We start from the raw sequence: 22,383 nt of genomic DNA on the forward strand, positions 1-22,383 counted from the left end.
TCGAGGAGGCAGTGAGCGAGGGTAAGGCGAGTAGAATGAAGGTAATAACCAAGGCAATGACAAAACTAAACTGCCCCCCCACCCAAAGCCCACGGGCACAATAAAACCACAAAAAACCAACACCATGGTGGTGCCGGGGCCGGGATTTGAACCCGGGCCCCCCCCTTGCGGGGACGGACTTTAAGGTTCCCTGCGGAATCTCCAGGCCCGCGCCTTGGACCTGGCTCGGCCACCCCGGCGTGTCAATAAGCCATTAACTGCGATTTAAAACTTTTCTTCATGGATTACGGCTTCACTATGGCTTTTTCAGTCTCTAGTTCTCTCTTGAATATTGATAATGCGTAGTTTATGTCGTTAAGTGGTATTCCTAGCAACTCAATTGCTTTCCTGTTGTTTAGGCTACTATCTTTGGGCCTTCTAGCTCTGTAATTTACGTCGATGAGCCTTATTGGCTTTATCAATTCCTCACTAAACCCAAAGTACTTAGCTATGGCTCTTGCGAATTCGTACCTGCTTAATCTTGGCCCAACCACGTGTATCACTCCATTGAATTTAACATCAAGTAGCTTTGTAAAGGCCTCGCCAATTATCGTATTCAATGTGGGTGATGACCACTGATCAGTTATTGCAGTGACCACCTCACTCCTCATTAACTTCTCAACCACGGTTTTGCCGAAGTTCGGCCTTCCGGGCCCAGTGCCGTAGATCCAGGCAACCCTGACTATGGAACCGCCTAAGGCTCTCGTGATTTCCTCCGCGAGGAGCTTCGTCAATCCATAGTAATTAACGGGCCTCGGCACATCATCCTCCGAGTACATGCCCCCCTCTCACCATCGAATACGTAGTCCGTGGATAGGTAATAAATGGCGGCGCCAACCTTATAGGCCGCCGTGAGCAATTCCCTACTTGCCACCACATTAACCCTATAACAAAGCTCTAACTGTTCCTCACACTGATCAACATTGCCTATCGCGGCCATGTGAATAACCACGTCAGGCCTATAATCATTAATTAACCTAGTTGAATCCCTCGTTATGTCAGCTTTAACAATGGTAATGCCAGGTATGTTAATGGGATGCTCGTTATAAGTACCGACAACCTCATACCTATTAGCCAGACTAATGGCTGTTTTGTATCCTGCGATGAACTAACGCCGGTGATTAATACAATCATCATTGAATAGGTTAAGTCGATTCTTTATAAGGAATTTCAGGAAAACCATGGCACAGTCTCACGATTATTAATGAGTAAGGTTAATTAAACCATAAAATTACTAAGTGGTTTGAGGGAGGACTCGAGAGCCGTGAAGCCCACGGCCCGATGAACTGTCACTCCTCCGGAGCGGCCACATCATATTTCTATTTTTCAATTTACTCATCTATCATTATTATGTAGGGTTCCTAAACATTCCTTTTCATCAGTAATACATTAATTAATACATTAATTCTGTTGTATGAAGATTATGATGCATTTTCTCGACTGGAATATTTATTAGGGGGGGTACTACAAATAATTTGGGGGGGTTATCTAAATGTTATTTAGTATCGAGCCTAAGAGCAGGAGGGAGGATCTCTATGATTTTGATCATGAGTTGGGAATGCTTGTGAGGTTTCTAAGGGGTTCGAGGTTGACGTTGGTTACTGGCCTTAGGAGGACTGGTAAGACGTCATTATTAAAGGTTGCACTTAATGAGGCTGGCATTGATTATGTATACGTAGATGTTAGGTTAAGCATGTACGCGGGTTACCGTGACGTGATTGACTTATTCGTTCAAGCGCTTAATGAGCTTCTGCGTAGGAGGTCCTCGATTAGGGATAGAGTAATTAATGCGTTTAGAGGCGTCGAGGGTTTAAAGGTTTCTATTAATCCGCCTGAAATATCGGTTAGGTTCAGGGGTAAGCCGCGGGTTAGCATTGCCGACCTACTTACTAGGCTTAATGAGATTGGAGAGCCCATGATAATAGCGATTGATGAGGCTCAGGAGTTGAGGAGGGTTAATTGGCTTAGGTTTGATAGGCTGTTTGCTATATCTTTGATAATCTACCGAACATAAGGCTTGCACTATCAGGTTCGCAGGTTGGTCTCCTTTACGACTTCCTAGGGCTTCATGATCCAAAGGCACCACTCTTCGGTAGGGCGTACATGGAGGTTAGGACTAGGAGGTTAAGCCCTGACGAATCCCTCGACTTTCTTGAGCGTGGTTTCAATCAATTAGGCATTAATTGTCCTAGGGATGTCCTTGAGAGGGCTGTGGAGACTTTTGATGGGATTATTGGTTGGTTGACATACTTTGGTTATGCGTACTCAATGAGGGGTTCCGTGGACTTTAATGAAATAATGAAAGATGCTGTGCAACTGGCGCTTAATGAATTACGAAACCTGATATCCTCACTCAGGAGCGTTAGGTATGCAGTGATTTTAAGGGTGTTGGCCAGGGAACCAATGCCCTGGAGGTTAATTAAGCGTAGACTTGAGGACTATGAGGCAGGGAAATAAATGCCGCGACGGTTTCCGAATTATTAAGCAACCTGGTGGGCCTGGGCATTATCGAGAAGGCTGATGATTATTATAGGATTTCCGACCCCGTGTACAGACTCGCTGCCGAGCACCTGTAAGGGTTTAATACGGGCTGTGATTAAATACAGTCGCCATAAATGGACCTAATCAAGTACCTGGAGTTTAAGGAAGAGTTAAGGAATAAGTTGGAGAATGAGTTGAGTGCTGAGTCAATAGAGAGGGCGAGAAGGGACCCACATGCAAGGAGGTATCCAAGGCCATGTGGTATGACAATACACACTGGGATTGGATGCACATACTCATGCACCTACTGCTACATCTATGACATGGGATTTCCGCACAAAGCACGACCATACCCACTAAGTGGTAAGGAGTTACTCTATGCATTGACATTGAACCCATACGTGGTGCTCGGGCCTGGTGGTACGATGCTTGCCATGGGGGGGTCCGTAACCGAGCCATTCCTACCCGAGACCAGGGATAAGGCCCTTGAGTACATAGAGGTTCTTGGTCCATTGGGTAATCCGTTGCAGGTTAGTTCCAAGTCTGTGCTTGGTGATGATTACATAGTTAGGATTAGGGAGTATGCGCCTCGCATTAGCTTTCTCGAGACTGTGGTGTGCCTTAGGGATTGCAGGAGGATAGAACCCCCCCTAGCCCCCCCAGACCCAATGGATAGGCTGAGGTTTGCAGGTAAACTCATCAAGGCAGGGATAAACACATCCCTATTCATAAGACCAATAATACCCAACATAACCGATAGGGATGCCCGTGAAATACTATTAATGGCTAAGGAAATGGGCGTTAAGTCCGTAGTACTTGGTACACTTAGGGTTACCGCAAGCATCTATGAGAGGCTCAAATCAATCGGTATTGACCTAAGCCTGAGGTTACCGAGCAGCAGGTTAGGTAGGGAGCAGGTTCCCATTAGGGCCAGGGATTTGAAGGACAAGATTGCCTCGTTGGCTAGGGAAATGAGTTTTAGGGTCTATGAGTCTGCGTGCGGAGCGAATATCGAGGCTGCCGGGTTGGGGTGCTATGCCTGTAAATGGGGGCCATGCGGCGACTTAAGTAGGTTACCCAATGTTGATGTTGGTGATGTTAATGAGTTCATCAAGTACCTGGGTTACTCCGGGCGTGTTGAGCAGTTGAGGGATAACAAAATCGTTATTAGACTTGATAAGGGTGATGCACGTAGAGTCGAGGCGCTGCTCAGGGAGTTGCTTAGGCGTGAGGTCGTTATTAGGGGGGGTTTCACGAAGCATCACTGCGTAGGTGGCGTATGTGGCGATTCTGATTAATTAGGTAACCTGGCAGTACTGTTTAATCGATATCAATACAATAGGCTGGATAAGCAGGGAACGTTCACTCAGCATCGGGATGATGAATCAGCCAGAGCCATCATCACCCAGTTATTAAGTGTTATTGAGGGGGGGTTATTACGTGAAAAGGGTGTTTAGGCATGTTTATCAATCTCGAAACCACTCCTCATTTAAGTACCGTTTCTATCCGCGTGATAAAGGCTTAAATAATACGTGATGTTGCTTTACGGTGTCTTCGTTCAAGTACTCAGACGTTTATAGGATTGTGTATCCGAGGAGACATGAGGGTATTTATAAGAACCGTGGCGATAATCCCTGGGTATCAATAAGGATTAGGCAGGGTGTTGGTCGCGACCCAAGCAAGTGGTTTTCAAATCAACTAAGGGTTATTGCTGAGGTCAGTAGGGTTTATGGTGATGGTAGGGCGATGCTCGGTACAAGGGGGGGTGATATAGAGATCTTCAAGGTTGATTTTAGGCTTTTTGACGAGGTTGTGGCTAAGCTCAAGGAGGTTGGTCTCGACCCAAGGGACTCCTGCGGTAATTCCGTTAGGAACCCAATACCATGCGCATCCCAATTCTGCCCATACGCCCACGTCAATGCTGAGGCGCTATCAACATTCATAGGCGATTACTTTAGGTATAGGAGTGAGTATGAGCAACCATCACTTCCGCATAGGATTAAGATATCAATATCAGCCTGTGAGAGGGCTTGCGCAGTGCCCGTGGCTCAGGACATAGGCATTGTGGCTAAGCCCAACGGTAAATTTGACATTTACCTAGGTGGCGGCGTGGGCGAGCATGCCTTCAGCGCTAAATTGGCGTTTGTTGATGTTGATGCGGAGGATCTGCTACCAATCTGCGTGGGTGTTGCTGAGGTCTTTAGGAGATCTGGTGAGAGGAGGGGGGGGTTCAAGTGGGTGGTTAAGTTACGCGGCCTTGATAAGGTTAAGGAGGAGGTAATGGCGATTGCCAGGGAGGTCAAGCCCAAGCTACCCAAGCCCCCTGATTTAGCGCCTAGGTTCGTTAAATCGAGGATTGTGAAGGTCCCATACCCAACTGGCTGGGTTACTGCCGATGAATTGGTTAAACTGGCTGATGTGGCTGAGAGGTATGGGTTTGGCTATGTATTACTGTTTAACAACCAAAGCGTTTACATACCTGTTCATGAGGGGGTTAGTAGGATTGAGGAATTGAGTAATTATGAGGTTAGGGATCCAGGGTCCATGTATCCCGAGGGTCCAATAACCGTTGCATGCCTAGGGAATGAACTATGTCCGCCGGGCCTAATAGATACCACGGGGCTCGGTCGTAAAATACACGTGCACTTAAGCAATTTCAATGAGCCGATTAGGGTTGGCATTAGTGGGTGCACGCATGATTGTGGTATGTCGTGGGTTTCGGATATTGGGCTTGAACCATTCGGTTCTAAGATAGGATATTAATAACGATGGGTGGTTCACCAACGGCGTTGGGCTTTGCCATTGGTACGGTTGATCCAGGGAATGCAGAGCTCGCGGCGCAGGTTCTACTTGACATGTATAGGAGTTCGGGCATTCACGGGGGGGTTAGGAACTTCGTGACTAAGGTTGGCGTTGATGCCATTAGGAGTGAGTTAGCTAGGCGCGTGCCCTCCTTTAAACCGCCGGATAAGGATATCAATATCGTATTCGGGCCAGACTAACCTATGGGGAATATGCTTTAAAGCGCGGTTTACTTTTATTTTCAGCTTATGATTATTGAGGACTTACCCGCATTGTCAACGGCCATTATCTGGGCCTGGGCGTCAATAATGTATGGGGACTTCATGAGGAGAATGCATCCGCTGGTTGTAAACTTCCTCAGGATGTTCTACGCCTCGGTAATACTCCTAATCCCAGCAATTGTGTTAGGGCTTAATTATGGAGCCGTGTGGGGGGCTCCCTGAGCGGTTTATTATCCCTAGTGATTGGCGACTCGCTATACCTATTCTCAATCAATTACTCAGGGGTCTCAATCGCAGCCCCCCCTGTGTCGTACACCTACATCCCACTGACCGTGGTGTTTGCGGTATTCCTAGGTGAGCAGTTAACCATAACGAAATTACTAGCGAGCATACTACTGATACCCGGCGTTTACCTGCTATCTCGTAGTGGTGGCTCAAGGAGGGAGATTAAGGGCTTATTCCTTGGTCTTGGAGCGGCCCTTGCATGGGCTGCTGGTCAGTCAATGATTAAGGTTGCCGACATAACGGGGGGGCTTAACCCAATCTCCATAGCCTTTACGAGGGTTGCAGCGGCAGGTATTGTACTGCTTGTGATTAATTATTTCATGGGAAACAACATTGCAGGGGCCATTAGAGGGACGGTACGTAGCTACCTGCCCATTATTGCCGTACTTGACCTGGGCCTTGGCGTTGCCCTATTCGCCTTCTCAATGGATTTAATAGGCCTTGGGCTTACCGTGATATTGACGGGCACGATGCCATTAATAGCCCAGCTCATGTCGAGTGCCATGGGTAGGGAGAAATTTAGTGTTGTTAAGTTCCTTGGTGCATTAGTGATAGTAATGGCGATTGTTTTAGTGGTTCTTTAATGATTGCCATGATTAACGACTATATTTGTAATTCTCTAACGCTTATCGCTATATTGGGGGAACTTAGCTATTAACTCTCTATCCTCGGTTACCAGCTTTGCATTGAGTTTCATCGTTAGATAAACATAGGACGCGTCATAATAGGTTATGTTCATCCTTCTGGCTAGGTCGATGACATCGCTGTTTAGGCTTATTGGTACGACATTCATAAATCCAATGACATTATTAAATACTTTAAGCAGCAGTTCCACATTTACAGTGGTTAACTTGCTAATTCTCCATAGGTAATTACCAATCTCATAATATGCTAAGTCGATGGTGTATTGATTCCTTAAGGCATTAACTGCCTTATCTGGTTTAAGCTCTACCAGCCTGATAATGGCGCTTGCGTCAAATACGAGGCTCATCTTGAATCACGGTCTGCGCGTATACTTCTTATGACGAAATCATTGCCATAAATCTCGCTAATTTTCCTAAGCTCCTTGGAAGCCTCCTTAAGCAATTCAATTAGTTCCTCATTTTCCCTACGCATTACTTCCTCCTCGAGAGCTTTACGTAAAACCTCAGAAACATTAATACCATACCTCCTAGCCTTCTCAAGAACCTCTCTCCTGACCTTAGTTGATACTGTAACCCAATTACCCACGTTACTACATTATAAATTCCTACCTATAAACATTACTCCATTATTGGTAATACACTTCCCTAACTACCAGTTATTATTAAGTGAGGAGAGGAAATTGACATATGACGGCATGAGTATTACGGGAGGTGCACAGTCCTAATTATTATGCCTTGACCCTTTCCCTGAGGTACTTAATCAACTTCTCAATATCCACCCGTGCCATTTCATCATTAACGTACCTGCTCAACACGCCCAATGGGTCAGGCCCATTATATTGATATTCATGCAGATCTATCGCCAACTCGGTGTAATAGGCTATATCCTCCCCCCCATGCCGTGTAGCTAATGTTTGGGCAACGGCCTTCATGAGTGTCGTGGGCATTACGGCTATGACTAAGTCGACGTAATCCACCACCTTACCATTCCTCAACCTCTTCCTACCCTTAAATACATTAATTAATAAGTCCCTACTACCCAACGCTAAGTATGATAAGTACGCCTTCCAAGCCTGAAATGCCTTACCCGCGGCATTCCTGTAAAGGTCTCTCTTCAGGAATTCCTCAGCTAATTCCGTCTTAACGGCAATCCCCCCCTTAGCCCTGGCCCTGGAAATCTCGTTCAGATTAGTGGCGCGTATAGTTTTGTGGCTTGAATTCAAAAACTAAACGCGCATTAAGGATTGTGTATATTATTCCATTAAAAATAGTTAAGGGTTCGAGCCTTAAACCAGTAATTAGTCTTGACCTAGCACCTTGATAGCTTCTTCAATCATTCTATGAATTCTCTCGATTAATGGTTCCACATCCTCAATTGCTAATTTAGTCTCATGAAAACCCCCCCACACATGCAATGAGTAACCTGCATTCCAACCATCCAATACCCAGTCACCAAGGGTCTTGGATAACCTCGAACAAGCCTTAAGCAGTAGGTGCGTATACCACCTGCCCTCCTAATTGCCTGTTGGTTTTCGGGCGTGTTGTACTTTTCGGCCAATGCCTTAACAATTTCCTCGGCGGCCTTATACGCCTTCTCACTGGCTTGAACAGCATCACCTTTATTCATGTACTCCCTGGCCTCATTGAGGTATTTCCTGGCCAACTCAAGCCTAAGCCTGATACTCTCCGTTGGGTCCTTTAAGTATAGTTGGTTTAAAATCACGTCAGTGACATCAATACCAAGTCTCTCTGCAGTCTCAATTACCTCCTTAGGTATCTCCACATATATGTTAAATGCATTCCTTGCTTTAAATACTAACCGTTTCACTTAGTTACCCCCCCAAATTTTGACAGAGTCAATTTAATTAAATGCGCCCTATGATATTAGTTCATACCCTATGGATGGACTCACGAATAAGGACCTTGCCGTGCTCATGCACCTGAAGAGGGCCAATGTGGATTACGGTAAGTCAATAGCCATAAACACGGGCATCCCACTTGAGGAGGTTCTGCAGATACTCGATAAGCTTGAGGCGATGGGCTTGATCGAGAGGGTCAGGGGGGGTGGTAAGACGCTTAAGAGGAGTGTTGCACGTTTCAAGCTTAGTAATGAGGTTCGTAAACACCACGTTTATTACAGGCTTTCGAGACGCGGAGAACTGCTCATTAGGAGTATTAAGAGGAGTAATAGTGCGGGGAAGGGCTAATCCTAGTGATTCATCAGGACGTTGAGTGTTCAGTGAATGAGGATAGGATCTTCTGTCTCCCTCAATTATCGTGGTAATGCCCTGTTTAACCATGTCGAGATCCAGGTAACGACTTAATGCGCTCTCCCTATCCAAACCGTTGTATTGGAACTCATGAACGTCCAGGGCTAACTCAGTCAGTAGTACCACGTCATTGCCGTACTTACGCCCCCAGTATCATGGCCACCTTCTTCATGCGTGTCGTGGGCATGATAGCTATTATGAAATCCACGGTCTCAACCCTAATCCTCTCCCTAAGCCTGGCGAAACCCTTAAACTCACTCGCCAACTCATTACGGGAATTAGCTGCCAAAACCACTAAGGTGGCTTTCCATCCCTGGAAGGCCTCGCCAGCGGCATTCCTGTAGAGACCATTCTCCAAGAACTTCTCGGCTAACTCGAATTCATAGAGTGCCTCCTTCGCCCTGACTTCCACGTACTTACTTATGTCCTTCCAGGGTGTACTATGGGTTCCATCTAGGCAGCAAATAGTTGTTTTAAGTTAATGAATATATGCCTTTATTCATGAACTGGCTTCGTAAGATTTATCTGAGCCCGCGCCTTACTTAGTCAATGGTTGAGTATGTATTCAAACCCATTGGTTATGTGGAGAGAGGTTTTCCAAGGCCGGGTGAACCCGAGAAAGATAGGTATGAAACCAGGTATGACTTTATAGGCGTTGTTCGCATTTATGATGAGTATGTCGATGGTCTACGCGGTCTTGAGGAGTACTCGCACATAATCCTAATTTACGTATTCCATGAGCAGAGGGAGGCGAGGCTCAGGGTTAGGTTAAAGGGTACGGATAAGGAGGTCGGCGTCTTCGCCACGAGGTACCCGATCAGGCCAAATCCAATTGGTTTGTCGGTGCTCGAGCTCGTGAGGCTTGAACCTCCTAGGCTGTGGTTACGAGGTCTTGATGCATGGACTGGGACTCCCATAATCGATATTAAGCCTTATGATTATTACGATGTTGTTAAGAAGCCGAGGGTTCCCAGGGAGTTTGAGGATGAGTGGGTAAGGAGCTACGTTGAGAAGGGGTATGGCGAGAAGGTTCCGTGGTTGGGCCCGTGCCCCCCCTAATGCCTTAAGGGTTAATTAATCTCGTGCACATCACTTTATCAATGGGCCATGTGTGGGTTAACGCCAAGGTTAGTAATGCTGACCCTTATTGAAAGCGCGGATCATTTAATGACTAGGATTAATGATAAGGCTTTTATTGAGGAATGGCATTACCTTAGACGGAGGTTCCTGTTGCCTGAATAACTTAGTAAGCCTTGGAAGGATTTACGGGCGTATATCGAAGCCAGGAGGGCTGAGGCATCAGTCGAGGCTAGATTGGCATTGAGGTTGTTGGTTGAGGGTTATACCAGGAACGCCGCTGGCAAGGCGTTTCAAGCATTTAAATCGTTGCTTGCGGCATTGGCTGGTGAGAGGAGGGAGGAGCTTCGCGGTAGTGTTAAGAATATTGATAGGGTAATAGCCCACATGCCCACATCCATGATTCGTGAAGTGGGTAAACTACTTGGTCTTGAGAGGGAATCCTTGATAGCGCTGGCGCTTCATCAGTATCAATACAATGGCGCTGATCCTGAGGGTGTCATGAGTATATACCCATCAAGGGACGCCGCAGCGAAAGACATATGTAACTTATTGAGTAATGTGGCTAGGGTTCTTGGCGATGAATCACTAAAGCAGGAATTAGATAGTACATGCAGGTCTTTTCAGGTGTAATTTTAAACTTCGATGGATTGCGTAAGCCTCCTTAACTGACCATTGGCACCTCCTCAGGCGCGACTTCGTCGGGCATGAACCTGTTAGTCAATACGTGACCCCCCCTCCTTAAGTGTTCGAGAGCCTCCTCAAGGTCAAAGATTGGGTGCTTACAGTCTATGCAGTATACCCAACCATACGTTGATAATACCTCTTAGTCGATTCTCGGCATCCTTCGAGAAATGACTGTGCTTAGCGCCCTCCTCCTTCAGGACTATGCGGTCTTTATAATAACCAAACCACATATGGATGGCATGGGGGGGTATGAATTCCTCCTCACCCTCGTTCATTAACCTTATATAGATTAAGGATGTGTTTAAGTTTTTATTAAGAAGTTTTTCAATAATTTATTAATAATTTCATAAATTATTTCGAATCATTACCCGATTTAAGAGAATATTGTTCATTATATGATGGATTTTTATGCTAATAATTCTTAAATTATCTATGTCAATTTAAAATAATTAATAATTAACAACTGTATTCTAACTGGTAACTGAAGGACACTTTTTATATTGGGTATTGATGGTTTCCCTGATAGGTATGATGTACGTGGTGGGTGATGTAGTATGAATGAGTTGAGGTATATAATTGGTGGTCCTCAGGGTGGTGGTTTGGAGACTACGTCTGAGATACTTTCATGGGCCTTTGCGAGGTCTGGCTATGGCATTATTTCTGATAGGGAGTATTTCTCGAATATTAAGGGTAGGCATAGCTATGTTCATGCCACGGTATCAGCCACGGAATTACCCAAGCACCTTACTTACCCAGTCGATATTGTGGCTGCCATGGATGCCGAGACGGTGTTCACGCACTTCAATGATCTTAGGGATGGGGGTTACCTAATCTATAATAGTGATGATGACTCAGTTAATTACGCCAGTATACCCAGCATGGAGAGGGAGTTGAGGGATAGGCTGGGTGAGCAGTTTAAGGAGCTTGGCCTAGATGGTACGGTTAAGTCCGTGGTTAAGTACCTACAGGGCAGTAGGAAGGTGCGTGTGGTTGCCCTGAGCTTTAAGGAATTGCTCATGGAGATTCAAAAGCGTGAAGGCATTGTTCCATCCCAAGCATCTAGGTACATAAGCACGATACTCGTTGGTGCCGTGGCCGCGATAACCGATATTAGCCAGGAAAGCCTTGACTATAGCCTTAGGAGGAGGTTTACGAGGGAGGACGTCTATAGGCATAATAGGGCTATGGCGGAGATAGTCATTGACCTAGTCAAGAGCCAATTCGGTTCAGAGCTTAAGCTCGACCCTCCGAAAATAGGCGTTAAGAGCATCCTCGTGGCTAGTGGCAATGATGCAATAGCAATGGCTAAGGTGGTGGCGGGGGGGGTTAGGTTCCAGGCATACTACCCAATAACGCCGGCCGCCGACGAGAGCTTCACGCTTGAGGAATACGAGACACTCGGCGGTGAGGGTTCAGTAATCGTCTTCCAAACAGAGGATGAGTTAGCCGCGATTAACGCAGCAATAGGCGCCGCCTTAACCGGCGTCAGGAGCTCAGTGGCAACGAGCGGCCCAGGCTTTGACTTAATGGTTGAGGGCCTTGGGTGGGCGGGCCACAATGAGGTCCCTGTTGTGGTCACGTACTACCAGAGAGGTGGACCAAGCACCGGGCAACCGACCAGGGGGGGAGGCCAAAGCGACCTACTGTCCTCAGTATTCGCCTCCCACGGTGAGTACCCGAGGATCGTGCTCGCAAGCGGCGATCATGAGGAGGCATTCTACGACGCAATTGATGCGTTTAATTACGCTGAGACGTACCAGGTACCGGTCATACACCTCGTCGATAAGTTCCTGGCCAACACCATAGCCACAATACCAATGCCGAACCTAGACAACGTGAGAATAACCAGGGGGGGTGTACTGGCACCGAAGGGCCTCAAGGAGTACAAGAGGTTTGACTTGTCAAGCCCCATATCGCCGAGGGCATACCTAGGTGAATACGTGATGTGGTACACGGGCGATGAGCATGATGAGTATGGGCACATTAACGAGGACCCAGTCAATAGGGTTAGAATGATGAATAAGAGAATGAGTAAGCTCGACATAATAGATAGGGAGATACCCGAGGAGAGGAGGTATTCATACTTCGGCCCTGAGAGACCTGACATATTATTGGTTGGTTGGGGGGGGTTTGTTAAGGGCACAGCCATGAAGGCCATTGAGGAGCTTAATGAGGAAGGGGGGGTAAAGGCGGGTTATTACCACATTAGGATGTTTATACCATTCCCAAGAAACTCACTTACGAAGTTCGCCAACGAGGTTGGGGGGGTTAGTAACCTAATTGCCGTGGAGCATAATTACATGGCCCAGGCGGCGAAGCTTGTGGCTATGAATACCGGCGTCATGATTAACAAGTCAATAGTCAAGTATACAGGGAGGCCTATGTACGTTCACGAGCTCGTGAGCGCCGTTAAAAATGTACTGAGGGGGCAGTACGAGGGAGGTGGTGAGCTATGGAGCGTAAGATCAAGCTAACAATAAACGACTACAAGACCAATGTATGGGTTGACTGGTGCCCAGGGTGTGGTAACTACGGAATACTCTCAGCCATGTACCAAGCCTTCGCTGATCTGCAGCTCGAGCCTGAGAAGACGGTGGTCGTCTCTGGAATAGGCTGCTCAGGGAAGACCCCCGCACTTCATAAACGTGACTGGCGTACATACGCTGCATGGTAGGGCGTTACCATATGCTGAAGGCATTAAGCTCGCTAATCCGGACTTAACGGTGGTGGTTAATGTAGGTGATGGAGATCTACTGGGCATTGGGGCTGCGCATTTCGTGGCTCTGGGTAGGCGTAATGTGGACCTGGTCGTTATAATGCATGATAACACGGTCTACGGCTTAACGAAGGGACAGGCAAGCCCGACATTGGCTAGGAACCTGCAGCCCAAGGCACTTCCCAAGCCTAACATACAGGATGCGGTTAACCCAATAGGCCTCGCCATTGCTGCTGGCTACACATTCATAGCCAGGGGGCTACGCTGCGAGGGTTCAGCACCTTAAGGAGTTGATAAAGAAGGCAATACTCCATAAGGGCGCCGCGTTCATTGATGTCCTACAGCCCTGCGTAACTTACGACAACATACACACATATGACTATTATAACAAGAGGGTTTATGATTTGCAGGAGGAGGGTTGGGACCCAGTGGTTAAGAGCCCCCCGAGGAGCTACCGCAGAAGGCTGCGCAGGCATTGGCTAAGTCGTATGAGGGTGATGGTAGGATACCAATTGGTATATTCCTAATTAACCCGAACGTGCCTACGTTCGAGGAGAGGTATGCACAGAGGTTGCCGAATTACCTAAAGGTGCCGCCGGCTAGGGAGCCCATTGAGGTTGATGGTAAGCCCGTGATAACCACGGAGAAGTTCAAGGAAATATTCAAGAAATACGTGATCGAGCTTAAGTGAGGAGTCGTTTCGGCTTCCGATTCTTTAAAATGGTGTCCGCAATCTTTATATTTAACCAACTGTGTTATTGACGCAATGTCATTATATTACGATTTAGTACCGACAGGGATTCCAGGGCTTGATGAGGCACTGGGTGGCGGGTTGATTAGGGGGGGTAGGACATACCTAATTAGTGGTGAGACTGGCACGGGTAAGACCTTGCTATCGCTGTCCTTCCTGATAAATGGTATTTATAAGTACGGTGAGCCCGGCATCTATGTATCCGTTGATGAGACCTATGACCAACTAATGAATGGCGTTAGGAGGTTTGGTTGGGACCTTGAGGCGCTTAGGGAGCAGGGTTACCTGGAGGTACTTATACCCGAGATGGACATTATCGAGAAGATTAGGGAGAAGGACCCAATAACCATAGCCAGATCCCTGGTATACACAATAGCCGATTACGCCAAGTCCCTGGAGGCCCAGAGACTGGTCATTGACCCAATAGCGCCTCTAGTCACGCTGGAGAAGGATGTGCAGGTTCTTAGGGAGTACATTAGGGCATTGGTCATGGGTATTGAGAGGGAGGTTGGTGTGACGACGATAATAACCACGGAAATACCGACGGGGGGCCAGGGTAATCTCGAGATATGGAGTTGAGGAGTTCCTGGCAGCCGGCGTATTCGTAATGGGGCTAGCCCAAACAACCGAGGGCGACTTCAAGAGGTACCTATTCATTAGGAAGATGAGGTGGCAAGCAGTACAACCAACAATACTTGAGGTCGAGATACAACCAAAGGTTGGCGTGGTCGTTAAAGGACCACTTAAGGATGTCCACATACCATTCTACGCATTAATGATTTGATTTAATTCACCTTTTATGAATGATAAAAGTGCATGAATATGAATTCTTATAGAAGACACTAATAATTCGATTATGCAACATGTGCGTATATATACTTATTTACCTAACACGTATTTTTAACTACAATGAAGGCATTGGTTTGGACTGCAATTAAAAGAATGGAGATTAAGGATGTTGAAAAACCTAAGCCAGGTCCTGGTTGGGTTCTGCTTAAGGTAAGGTATACTGGTATATGCGGTTCTGACGTGTCCGGTTTCTTAGGATTGAACGAATTGCGTAAACCACCATTAATAATGGGACATGAATTTACGGGCGTTGTTGAGGACGTGGGCCCTGGCGTTCCTAAGGATGTGGTTGGTAAGTTATTTGCCGTGAATCCAATTGTTGGCTGTGGTCATTGTAGGTATTGTAAGATGGGTCTTAAGAATCTATGTGTTGAGAGGAAGATAATAGGCATTGATTATCCAGGCGCATATGCTGAATACGTATTAGCGCCATATGACAATTTATACCCAGTAACTGATCCCATTAGGGGTGCATTAGCTGAGCCATTAGCAACATCATTAAGGCTGTCAGATTATCGGGCGCTGCTCTTGGTGATTCAGTCCTGGTTCTTGGGGCTGGGCCTGTTGGTGCATTCGCAATAAAGCTTCTATCAGCTGGCGGTATTAGGGACTTAACGGTTGTTGAAATTAATAAAAACAGGCTTGAGTGGGCTCGTAGGTTTGGAGCCACAAGGCTTGTTGAGAAGAGTGGTGATGAGGCATTAAAGGAAATTAGGGAGTTATACCCTGAGGGTGTTGATGTAGTCATTGATGCTGTTGGTTCCGAAATTACAAGACGATTAGCAATAAATGCAGTACGTAGGGGGGGTGGTAGGATTATCTTCGTTGGTTTACATGATAATGAAGTTAAGATACCAGGTAATGTAATAGTTAGGAATGAAATTGAAATAAAGGGTTCCTTCTCATACACAGATGAGGACTTCAGGAGGGCAGTTAATTTATTAGAGCAGGGACTTCTTGATCCACGCGAGGGTTGGATTGATATTAGGCCTCTTGAACGTGGCCAAGAGTCCTTTGAGGAGTTAACAGGAACATACACGAAATACGTCAAGATAATGCTTACACCAGGTGAGTAAGTATGGGTAATGGTGAGGTTGAAACTTTTAGAATTAAGGATGTTAGAGCTTATGTCGTTAAAGGCGGTGGTGCTGATTACCATGATCAATCAACTAACCACTGGATACTTGGTTACATAGCAACGCCAATATCAATATATCCAGAGTATAGAGCTAGTAGAGCATCATGGGGGGGTTTAAATGTACTTGGTTCACTCGTTGTTGAAGTTGAGGACTCAAGAGGTGAGGTAGGTTTTGGCGTGAGTACTGGCGGCTATCCAGCGGCTTGGATAGTAGAGAATCACCTGAAGAGGTTTGTTGTTGGTAAGTATGTTGGTGAAATAGAAAAGACTTGGGATCAGATGTTTAAGGCAACGATATTCTATGGGAGAAGAGGGCTCGTTATGAATGCCATATCCGCAGTTGATCTCGCGCTATGGGATTTGGCAGGTAAGGTTAGGGGATTACCTGTTTATGATCTACTTGGTGGCCCTGTTAGAGATGAAATAGTGTTTTATGCCACAGGTCCTCGACCCGATATTGCAAAGAAGAAGGGTTTCATAGGTGGTAAGTTACCACTTAAGCATGGACCTGCTGATGGTATAGAGGGATTGAAGGAAAACGTGAAGATATTCAAGGAGTGGAGAGAGCAACTTGGCGATGATTTCTTACTTATGTATGATTGTTGGATGAGTCTTGATTTACCATACGCAATGAGACTCGTAAATGAACTAAAGCCATATGGTCTTTATTGGATTGAGGAGCCATTCATACCAGATGATTATTGGTCATATGGTGCTCTTGCTCAGATATTACCACCAACATTATTAGCCAGTGGTGAGCATGAATCAACACTTCACGGCTTTAGAATGCTTCTTGAGGTTGGTAGGGTTAATGTCATTCAACCGGACATAACCTGGGTTGGTGGTATAACACCGATGATAAAGATATCAGCGCTTGCTGAAGCGTATGGTGCATACGTAATACCACACGGTTCAAGTGTATATGGTTATCACTTTATAATAACCAGGGTTAATAGCCCATTTGCTGAATACCTCGTCGTATCTCCAGACGCCACAGAGATAATTCCTCAATTTAGTCCGCTATTGCTTAACGAACCGGTTCCAGAGAATGGAAGAATTAAACTTAGTAGAAGACCTGGCTTTGGGGGGGTTGAGCTTAATAGAAGGATTGAATTAGTGAGGGTTAAGTGATTTTAAATATTAAATGATCCATTGTTTGTATCTATTTATGTTTTCTGGATCGTAGGCTGGTATTATGTATTTACTAATTCTCCTTAAGTATTCATAGGCGTCAAGGCATTCATAAATGTCTTCAGCGATTCCAATGGGTATATTCTCGGTTATGTTTCTCATGGTGAACGCGGCATCCGTGTAGCTGACAATGCCATCCTTAGTCTCGAGTATTATAGCCATGGAGCTCCTATGGTGACACCCAGTCCACTTTACTCTAACGCCAGGGACTACGGCATCCTCATCGTTTAAGAGGACGATCCTATTCCAAGCCTCCTCGAACAAATACTCCCTAACATACCTGGGCAGGTAAATGTCCCTATTGAGGAATGGTGATGGTCTTGGGTTAACCACATCCTCGAACCAACCCTCCTCGAGAAATAAATCCTCGCCTTTTTAAATAGGTCTATATTGCCCACGGTGTAATCCTGCACAGGCGTTATTACCACATGCGCAATATCATCTGGCTTTAAATTCAACCTCTTAAGAACATTCTCAATCCTCTCATCATCACCAACTGTAAAGCGACATCTATCACTACCAGCCCACTCCCTAAGGAACTTATTTCTAAGCGTTAAATCCCTAACAAGGCCCGTACCAACTAATACGTACCCATCATCCGTGTCAATAATCAATGAATAGAAGGAAAGCCTAACCCACTTATCAAACCACTGCATCCAATAAACCTCAGGTCCAGGAACTTCACCATGTTCTCCAACCTTGGCAAGCCAAAATCGTTTGACACCCATGCTGACCACCCTATGGCGTTATCACAAATCTGCCTAATATTTTACCCTCCGCTAATCTATTTAAAGCATTATTAACAGCGTCTTCCTCAAGAGGTACCTTCTCTATGTAAGACTTTATTCCATGTTCCTTCACGAATTTAACCATTTCCTCCATCTCACTTATAGAGCCATAATTACTACCAATAACTACGTACTGCCAAACCGTAGTTTCAAACACGGGTATTGGATAAGACTTACCCTCCATGCCAACGAGTATTACGGCACCGCCTGGTTCTAATAAAGGTATCATTTTTGCAGAATCCTCATTACCCACGAAATCGAGCATTACAGCTGCGCCATCTGGATTTAAATCTTTAATTACTTTATTAACATCACTGGGATGTACGGCATAATGAGCCCCTAACTCCATAGCCCACTTAAGCTTACTATCACTCCTAGAGACAGCTACTATTTTTACATAGGGTACTAAGTGCTTGAGAAACTGAATTGCATATGAAGCCAGACCACCAACACCATAAACAATAACTACTGAATCCGGTTTTAAGTAAGGCAGCGCCTTTTTCACTGCTGAGTATGAAGTTAAACCTGCATCAGCTAAAGGTGCAGCCTCTATGGGGGGGTCAATATCTATCTTAACTAAGTACCTGTAATTAGGTACATATAAATACTCAGCGTACCCACCATAATAATATGATTGACCTGGAATAGCATGGCCTTTGCACATCATGCACTTATCAATGCGGCAATACTTACAATTTAAATCAGCCCATATTGCGTAAACAAGGACCTTATCACCAGGATTTAGCCCTTTAACTCTCTTTCCGACAGCCTCAATAATGCCTGCATTTTCATGACCAAGAACGAAAGGTGTTCCAAACCCTTCTCTAGGTTCCTCACCTTTCCATAACCTTATGTCTGTTTTGCACATACCGGCACCTATGATTTTAATAAGTACTGATTCATCATCACCTGGTTCCGGAATATCTACATAACCTATCTTTAATGGTTTACCGAATTCCTGAAGTATTGCCGCCTTTACTTTCACATTTTAATTTAAGATATAAAGTACCTTATAAATCATGACTGCAACATGTTAGATATAAATAATTGAAACTTGAGTCTATTGATTTTAAGAATATTTTTTAAATTACTTTATCAATCTATTTATGGAATTTTGCCTCCATAGAAATCTCTCAGAACTTCTTCTAATGATTTGCCCTGTGACTTAGGTCCATACAAATAGCCTATTATTATATTTAGTATAAAGAATGTCGTAGCAACAGCAGCGATGGCTTTATATCCAATTATAGCTATTAAAGTCGGTACTATTAAGCTCCATACACCTAGGGCAAACCTCATCCAAGACCATGCAAAGCCCTGAGCACTATTCCTCACCTCAGTTGGGAATAACTCAGTTGACCAAACCCTTGTCTGCGGCCAAAGCCACATACCATGTCCAAATCCGAATCCTATTACGTTAAGTAATGCGACCCATAATATACTGAATGGTAGGAATATGGGTACTGCAAATGATATGGCGCAGATCGCAGCAGCTACTGCGTACATTACATTCCTATTTAGCTTATCAGATAATTGCATATAAACAGCTACTACACCTATTATTGCGGTTATAAACCACAGTATATCACCTACATAAGCCATCGTGGTCGTTGTGAATCCAATATCCTTAAAGAAGTAAGGTAGGAAGAACCCGAATGTTCCCGCTGGTACACCCCAGAATATATAAATTGGTATTATGAACGCTAATCCCTTCTTATACTTAAAGATGTCGCTCCACTTATACTTATATTGAGATTGTTGAGGCTGCGCGCCCTGAGGAGTATTTGCTTGCGTAGTTGTTTGTTCACCAAGCTGTTTTAAAGCTTCTTGAACTATGTTTGTCTTGCCAGCTACTAACCCCCCCACCTAGGTGATTCAATTAGGCCTCTTCTGAGGATCCAGGTTATTATTGCAACGGCAGCCAATACACTGAACACAACCCTAAAGGTTAATGCTCCATAGGGCTCAAAGGCTATACCTAATAGGAGCATGACTATAGGTCCTATATACCAAAAGACGTTGGTAAATGCCATTAAAAATCCTCTTTTATACTTTGGTGCGTATTCTGCTATTAACGACCAGGATGTAGGCACATCAAGACCAACAGCGATACCTACAATTATATACCCTATTAAAAGCATTATATAATTAACAGCTGCAGCCATTATTAATGCACCTACGAAGTACGCAAGTAGGTCATACATATAGATTGTTTTTCTACCATATCTATCACCAAGAGGCCCTGCTATTATTGCTCCAACAAATGCCGCAAATGCGTTAGGGCTAAACGCAGCAATGATTCCTAATAAAAGTGACGTTAAATGAAATGTTGAGATCCAATATATCGTGGATACCGCACCAGCGACTATCGAACCTGCATCTAAGAAATCACCCATTGCAGCCAAAACAGTCCATCTATAGTGGGCTAAAGTTAACCTTGCCTCATCAAACCTCCTTATTACATCCCACGAACTCATACAATATTAATAAGAATACACTATGAATATAAAGCATCTATGCAACATGTTGTATGATGATTATAAAAAACTATGTTAGTTATGTAAAATGGAAGAAAAACTTAATAATAGGAATTACGCATTATCAATGCCGTGAGAAATATCAATTATTATAATTTAATATTGTTAGATTTAAGCTATGTCCATGAAGTTGATTGGACAGCAAATCTTACAGATTTTGATTGGGTCTATAGGGTTACACAGGCTGGTTTTGATTATTCTAGGGGCGAGGTCGTCGAGGTTGCTACATTGAGGATTAACCGTAAGGATGACTTAAGGCAAGTCTTTAATTCATTGCGTAAACATGATATTGATATAGTATATTTTATGGGTATAAACCCGGGTTATCCTAAGTATGTTAAGGTTATTGTTAAAGGTAATATAGATTTATCCACTCGTTTTCTGGCTCAGGAGCTTGGGCTTCTTGAGGTTTATGCGTACTATACTAATGGTGTTGAGCATTGGGGGGGTTTCTTAGCTTTTAATCGTGAATCCATTGATCAATTCCTTAAAGAAGTTATTAATTATGGCAAAGTCATTAATGAGAGTCTTAAGGCTTTAAAAATTGAGGATTTAATTGCAGCAAATACATCAAAACTTGATGTATTTTTAAACTCGAGTGAGTACAGAGTGCTTAAGTATGCCTTTGAACGCGGCTTTTTCAACATACCACGATCAATAAGTATGGATGAGCTATCTAAAGAGCTTGGCCTTTCGAAGTCCACGATAGATCGTTATATACGATCATCATTAAGTAAGATACTTAAGGCTATAATATGGAGAGAAAATTGACTATACTTTATCTACTACATCACCATAACCATATATTAAATTTAAACTATCTACTCCTTTTGCCTTCGATGAATTCCACGAGCCATTGGTAGGCTATGTCGGGTGGTGCATGGACTGGTGGGTTCTTGAATGCCCATGCGGATAGCTGATGAGCGGCCCACCAACCTCTCTATCCATTGCCAGTTTCATGACCCTGACTATGTCGATCATAACGCCGGCGTTGTTAAATGGATCGTAAACCTCTAGATCAATCCTAATCCTGATTGGTACGTTTGCGAATCCGCGGGCTTCAATGAGCATGTGCGCAATCTTCCTACTGCCGAGGAACTTTATGTAGGCTACCGGCGATATGTATGCGTCGAAGTCCTCACCATCCGCCATCCTCTTCACAGCCTCCGTCTTAGTCCTTTCCTTCTGTCCCTTCCTATACATTAGGTTTAGGAAGTCTGGCGTGCCGCCAACGTTTAGTTGGTACGTGCCTCTATCTTAACGCCCCCCCTTAACGCCAATAGCCTAATTATGGTCTTGTGGAGGACTGTGGCGCCTAATTGATTTTGGACATCATCACCAGCGAGAGGTAACTTTGCCTTCTCGAACTTTTCCTGCCACTCTCTAGATGTCGCTATTACTGACGGCATGGCATTCACAAAGGCAGTCCCACTCCTTAGGGCAGCCTCAGCATAGGCCTCACTGGCTCTTTGGGCTCCCGTTGGTAGGTAATTAATGAGGACATGCGCATTAGTACTTTCTAACTCCCTAATAACATCCTCGATGGAACCCTCTGTAATTGGTATGAAGGTATTTCTTAATTGCTCAGCGACACCGTCAAGTAATGGGCCTGCCCTCACGATAACGCCCAATTTACCAACATCAACTATCTTAAGCGCATTGTTAGGCTCTGTGAATATTGCCTCGCCTAGGTCCTTACCGACCTTACGTGAGTCAACGTCAAAGGCAGCAACAATCCTTATGTCCCTTGGCTCGTATGGCCCGATGCGTTGGAATGCGAGCCCGACGCTCAGTCTCGACCTCGCAGTATTTAAGTCCCTGGATAAAGGCTGAGGCCGTATTACCAACACCGGCTATTGCTACGTTGATGCTCGACTTCATTGTTCACGTAATATTAACAGTTATTA

24 protein-coding genes, 1 tRNA gene and 6 pseudogenes are annotated in these 22,383 nt (G+C 45.0%); 17 read left to right on the top strand and 14 right to left on the bottom strand.

The window, feature by feature from the left end:
* Nucleotides 1–128 precede the first annotated feature (128 nt).
* The 3 genes and pseudogenes from JCM11217_RS09775 to JCM11217_RS16010 all read right to left on the bottom strand — a co-directional run bounded on the left by JCM11217_RS09775 (nt 129) and on the right by JCM11217_RS16010 (nt 1,176).
* Nucleotides 129–239 (bottom strand) — tRNA-Ser (locus JCM11217_RS09775).
* Between the two features lie 45 nt (nt 240–284).
* Nucleotides 285–1,051, bottom strand: a pseudogene (locus JCM11217_RS09780) (NAD(P)-dependent oxidoreductase).
* The gene (locus tag JCM11217_RS16010) at nt 1,033–1,176 is read right to left on the bottom strand and encodes a hypothetical protein (RefSeq protein ID WP_243679105.1); all 144 of its coding nucleotides are present in this window, start codon (nt 1,174–1,176) and stop codon (nt 1,033–1,035) included. The pseudogene JCM11217_RS09780 and the gene JCM11217_RS16010 overlap by 19 nt, the downstream one beginning before the upstream one ends.
* A gap of 355 nt (nt 1,177–1,531) precedes the next feature.
* Here JCM11217_RS16010 and JCM11217_RS16015 point away from each other — a divergent pair, with 355 nt between their 5' ends.
* From JCM11217_RS16015 to JCM11217_RS09800, 7 genes are all read left to right on the top strand, one after another.
* Nucleotides 1,532–2,053 carry a hypothetical protein gene (locus JCM11217_RS16015; protein WP_243679106.1) on the top strand — a complete coding sequence of 174 codons (522 nt, stop codon included), beginning with the start codon at nt 1,532–1,534 and terminating at the stop codon, nt 2,051–2,053.
* Between the two features lie 89 nt (nt 2,054–2,142).
* Entirely contained in the window at nt 2,143–2,496 is a 354-nt protein-coding gene (locus JCM11217_RS16020) for a hypothetical protein (RefSeq protein WP_243679107.1), read from the top strand.
* A gap of 158 nt (nt 2,497–2,654) precedes the next feature.
* A complete protein-coding gene (locus JCM11217_RS09790; protein ID WP_054842815.1) occupies nt 2,655–3,818 on the top strand; it encodes a radical SAM protein in 1,164 nt (387 codons plus the stop codon).
* A 250-nt stretch (nt 3,819–4,068) separates the two neighbouring features.
* The gene (locus tag JCM11217_RS09795) at nt 4,069–5,283 is read left to right on the top strand and encodes a nitrite/sulfite reductase (RefSeq protein WP_243679108.1); all 1,215 of its coding nucleotides are present in this window, start codon (nt 4,069–4,071) and stop codon (nt 5,281–5,283) included.
* A gap of 5 nt (nt 5,284–5,288) precedes the next feature.
* Complete coding sequence (locus JCM11217_RS16025; protein WP_243679109.1) at nt 5,289–5,522, top strand: hypothetical protein; 234 nt, start codon at nt 5,289–5,291, stop codon at nt 5,520–5,522.
* Nucleotides 5,523–5,570: 48 nt separating this feature from the next.
* The gene (locus JCM11217_RS16030; RefSeq protein ID WP_243679110.1) at nt 5,571–5,765 is read left to right on the top strand and encodes a hypothetical protein; all 195 of its coding nucleotides are present in this window, start codon (nt 5,571–5,573) and stop codon (nt 5,763–5,765) included.
* The gene (locus JCM11217_RS09800) at nt 5,750–6,412 is read left to right on the top strand and encodes an EamA family transporter (RefSeq protein WP_243679111.1); all 663 of its coding nucleotides are present in this window, start codon (nt 5,750–5,752) and stop codon (nt 6,410–6,412) included. Before JCM11217_RS16030 ends, JCM11217_RS09800 begins: the two co-directional genes overlap by 16 nt.
* 35 nt (nt 6,413–6,447) lie before the next feature.
* On the opposite strand, the gene JCM11217_RS09805 is transcribed toward JCM11217_RS09800, so the two are convergent.
* From JCM11217_RS09805 to JCM11217_RS09820, 4 genes and pseudogenes are all read right to left on the bottom strand, one after another.
* Nucleotides 6,448–6,819 (bottom strand): type II toxin-antitoxin system VapC family toxin, encoded by a 372-nt coding sequence (locus JCM11217_RS09805; protein ID WP_054842816.1) that lies wholly within the window; start codon nt 6,817–6,819, stop codon nt 6,448–6,450.
* Nucleotides 6,816–7,058 carry a type II toxin-antitoxin system CcdA family antitoxin gene (locus tag JCM11217_RS09810; protein WP_054842817.1) on the bottom strand — a complete coding sequence of 81 codons (243 nt, stop codon included), beginning with the start codon at nt 7,056–7,058 and terminating at the stop codon, nt 6,816–6,818. The genes JCM11217_RS09805 and JCM11217_RS09810 overlap by 4 nt, the downstream gene beginning before the upstream one ends.
* A 142-nt stretch (nt 7,059–7,200) precedes the next feature.
* Nucleotides 7,201–7,695 (bottom strand): PaREP1 family protein, encoded by a 495-nt coding sequence (locus JCM11217_RS09815; protein WP_243679112.1) that lies wholly within the window; start codon nt 7,693–7,695, stop codon nt 7,201–7,203.
* Between the two features lie 75 nt (nt 7,696–7,770).
* A pseudogene (locus tag JCM11217_RS09820) lies at nt 7,771–8,255 on the bottom strand (PaREP1 family protein).
* A gap of 115 nt (nt 8,256–8,370) precedes the next feature.
* Here JCM11217_RS09820 and JCM11217_RS09825 point away from each other — a divergent pair.
* The gene (locus JCM11217_RS09825) at nt 8,371–8,679 is read left to right on the top strand and encodes a DUF2250 domain-containing protein (protein ID WP_054842818.1); all 309 of its coding nucleotides are present in this window, start codon (nt 8,371–8,373) and stop codon (nt 8,677–8,679) included.
* Between the two features lie 202 nt (nt 8,680–8,881).
* Here the strand turns inward: JCM11217_RS09825 and JCM11217_RS09830 are convergent, their stop codons facing one another.
* Nucleotides 8,882–9,154: a PaREP1 family protein gene (locus JCM11217_RS09830; protein ID WP_054842819.1), complete on the bottom strand. Its 273-nt coding sequence runs from the start codon at nt 9,152–9,154 to the stop codon at nt 8,882–8,884.
* A 137-nt stretch (nt 9,155–9,291) separates the two neighbouring features.
* Here JCM11217_RS09830 and tsaA point away from each other — a divergent pair, with 137 nt between their 5' ends.
* Together tsaA and JCM11217_RS09840 are read left to right on the top strand one after the other, a co-directional pair.
* Nucleotides 9,292–9,801 carry a tRNA (N6-threonylcarbamoyladenosine(37)-N6)-methyltransferase TrmO gene (gene tsaA, locus JCM11217_RS09835; RefSeq protein WP_054842820.1) on the top strand — a complete coding sequence of 170 codons (510 nt, stop codon included), beginning with the start codon at nt 9,292–9,294 and terminating at the stop codon, nt 9,799–9,801.
* 270 nt (nt 9,802–10,071) lie between these two features.
* A complete protein-coding gene (locus JCM11217_RS09840; protein ID WP_243679113.1) occupies nt 10,072–10,452 on the top strand; it encodes a PaREP1 family protein in 381 nt (126 codons plus the stop codon).
* Between the two features lie 149 nt (nt 10,453–10,601).
* Here JCM11217_RS09840 and JCM11217_RS16035 read toward each other — a convergent pair whose 3' ends face one another.
* Complete coding sequence (locus JCM11217_RS16035) at nt 10,602–10,781, bottom strand: hypothetical protein (protein WP_243679114.1); 180 nt, start codon at nt 10,779–10,781, stop codon at nt 10,602–10,604.
* 279 nt (nt 10,782–11,060) lie between these two features.
* On the opposite strand from JCM11217_RS16035, the gene JCM11217_RS09850 reads away from it, so the two are divergent.
* From JCM11217_RS09850 to rhmD, 6 genes and pseudogenes are all read left to right on the top strand, one after another.
* A complete protein-coding gene (locus JCM11217_RS09850; RefSeq protein WP_243679115.1) occupies nt 11,061–12,980 on the top strand; it encodes a 2-oxoacid:ferredoxin oxidoreductase subunit alpha in 1,920 nt (639 codons plus the stop codon).
* A pseudogene (locus JCM11217_RS09855) lies at nt 12,959–13,913 on the top strand (2-oxoacid:ferredoxin oxidoreductase subunit beta). Before JCM11217_RS09850 ends, JCM11217_RS09855 begins: the two are co-directional and overlap by 22 nt.
* Nucleotides 13,914–13,988: 75 nt before the next feature.
* Nucleotides 13,989–14,757, top strand: a pseudogene (locus JCM11217_RS09860) (recombinase RecA).
* A gap of 125 nt (nt 14,758–14,882) precedes the next feature.
* The gene (locus tag JCM11217_RS16040; RefSeq protein WP_243679116.1) at nt 14,883–15,404 is read left to right on the top strand and encodes an alcohol dehydrogenase catalytic domain-containing protein; all 522 of its coding nucleotides are present in this window, start codon (nt 14,883–14,885) and stop codon (nt 15,402–15,404) included.
* Nucleotides 15,405–15,424: 20 nt separating this feature from the next.
* Nucleotides 15,425–15,898, top strand: coding sequence for a zinc-binding dehydrogenase (locus JCM11217_RS16045; RefSeq protein WP_243679178.1), 474 nt, complete (start codon nt 15,425–15,427; stop codon nt 15,896–15,898).
* Between the two features lie 2 nt (nt 15,899–15,900).
* Nucleotides 15,901–17,091 (top strand): L-rhamnonate dehydratase, encoded by a 1,191-nt coding sequence (gene rhmD / locus JCM11217_RS09870; RefSeq protein WP_054842821.1) that lies wholly within the window; start codon nt 15,901–15,903, stop codon nt 17,089–17,091.
* Nucleotides 17,092–17,100: 9 nt separating this feature from the next.
* Here rhmD and JCM11217_RS16050 read toward each other — a convergent pair whose 3' ends face one another.
* The 4 genes and pseudogenes from JCM11217_RS16050 to JCM11217_RS09885 form a co-directional block, all read right to left on the bottom strand.
* The gene (locus tag JCM11217_RS16050; protein WP_243679117.1) at nt 17,101–17,415 is read right to left on the bottom strand and encodes a hypothetical protein; all 315 of its coding nucleotides are present in this window, start codon (nt 17,413–17,415) and stop codon (nt 17,101–17,103) included.
* Nucleotides 17,379–17,879 (bottom strand): hypothetical protein, encoded by a 501-nt coding sequence (locus tag JCM11217_RS16055; RefSeq protein WP_243679118.1) that lies wholly within the window; start codon nt 17,877–17,879, stop codon nt 17,379–17,381. The genes JCM11217_RS16050 and JCM11217_RS16055 overlap by 37 nt, the downstream gene beginning before the upstream one ends.
* Nucleotides 17,880–17,889: 10 nt before the next feature.
* A complete protein-coding gene (locus JCM11217_RS09880) occupies nt 17,890–18,924 on the bottom strand; it encodes an NAD(P)-dependent alcohol dehydrogenase (protein ID WP_054842822.1) in 1,035 nt (344 codons plus the stop codon).
* A gap of 119 nt (nt 18,925–19,043) precedes the next feature.
* A pseudogene (locus JCM11217_RS09885) lies at nt 19,044–20,335 on the bottom strand (MFS transporter).
* A gap of 213 nt (nt 20,336–20,548) precedes the next feature.
* Here JCM11217_RS09885 and JCM11217_RS09890 point away from each other — a divergent pair.
* Nucleotides 20,549–21,247 carry a helix-turn-helix domain-containing protein gene (locus JCM11217_RS09890; protein WP_054842823.1) on the top strand — a complete coding sequence of 233 codons (699 nt, stop codon included), beginning with the start codon at nt 20,549–20,551 and terminating at the stop codon, nt 21,245–21,247.
* Between the two features lie 46 nt (nt 21,248–21,293).
* On the opposite strand, the pseudogene JCM11217_RS09895 reads toward JCM11217_RS09890, so the two are convergent.
* Nucleotides 21,294–22,357: pseudogene (locus JCM11217_RS09895) on the bottom strand (inositol-3-phosphate synthase).
* Between the last annotated feature and the right edge of the window lie 26 nt (nt 22,358–22,383).

Origin of the sequence: Vulcanisaeta distributa JCM 11217, assembly GCF_001316005.1 — an archaeon.
In the GTDB taxonomy this organism is placed as follows: domain Archaea; phylum Thermoproteota; class Thermoprotei; order Thermoproteales; family Thermocladiaceae; genus Vulcanisaeta; species Vulcanisaeta distributa_B.

Bases quoted from the DNA above. Each gene is read 5' to 3' on its own strand.
- JCM11217_RS16010 (WP_243679105.1), bottom strand. From the start codon at position 1,176: ATGATGATTGTATTAATCACCGGCGTTAGTTCATCGCAGGATACAAAA.
- JCM11217_RS16015 (WP_243679106.1), top strand. From the start codon at position 1,532: ATGTTATTTAGTATCGAGCCTAAGAGCAGGAGGGAGGATCTCTATGAT.
- JCM11217_RS16020 (WP_243679107.1), top strand. From the start codon at position 2,143: ATGGAGGTTAGGACTAGGAGGTTAAGCCCTGACGAATCCCTCGACTTT.
- JCM11217_RS09790 (WP_054842815.1), top strand. From the start codon at position 2,655: ATGGACCTAATCAAGTACCTGGAGTTTAAGGAAGAGTTAAGGAATAAG.
- JCM11217_RS16025 (WP_243679109.1), top strand. From the start codon at position 5,289: ATGGGTGGTTCACCAACGGCGTTGGGCTTTGCCATTGGTACGGTTGAT.
- JCM11217_RS16030 (WP_243679110.1), top strand. From the start codon at position 5,571: ATGATTATTGAGGACTTACCCGCATTGTCAACGGCCATTATCTGGGCC.
- JCM11217_RS09805 (WP_054842816.1), bottom strand. From the start codon at position 6,819: ATGAGCCTCGTATTTGACGCAAGCGCCATTATCAGGCTGGTAGAGCTT.
- JCM11217_RS09825 (WP_054842818.1), top strand. From the start codon at position 8,371: ATGGATGGACTCACGAATAAGGACCTTGCCGTGCTCATGCACCTGAAG.
- tsaA (WP_054842820.1), top strand. From the start codon at position 9,292: ATGGTTGAGTATGTATTCAAACCCATTGGTTATGTGGAGAGAGGTTTT.
- JCM11217_RS16035 (WP_243679114.1), bottom strand. From the start codon at position 10,781: ATGAACGAGGGTGAGGAGGAATTCATACCCCCCCATGCCATCCATATG.
- JCM11217_RS09850 (WP_243679115.1), top strand. From the start codon at position 11,061: ATGAATGAGTTGAGGTATATAATTGGTGGTCCTCAGGGTGGTGGTTTG.
- JCM11217_RS16040 (WP_243679116.1), top strand. From the start codon at position 14,883: ATGAAGGCATTGGTTTGGACTGCAATTAAAAGAATGGAGATTAAGGAT.
- rhmD (WP_054842821.1), top strand. From the start codon at position 15,901: ATGGGTAATGGTGAGGTTGAAACTTTTAGAATTAAGGATGTTAGAGCT.
- JCM11217_RS16055 (WP_243679118.1), bottom strand. From the start codon at position 17,879: ATGGGTGTCAAACGATTTTGGCTTGCCAAGGTTGGAGAACATGGTGAA.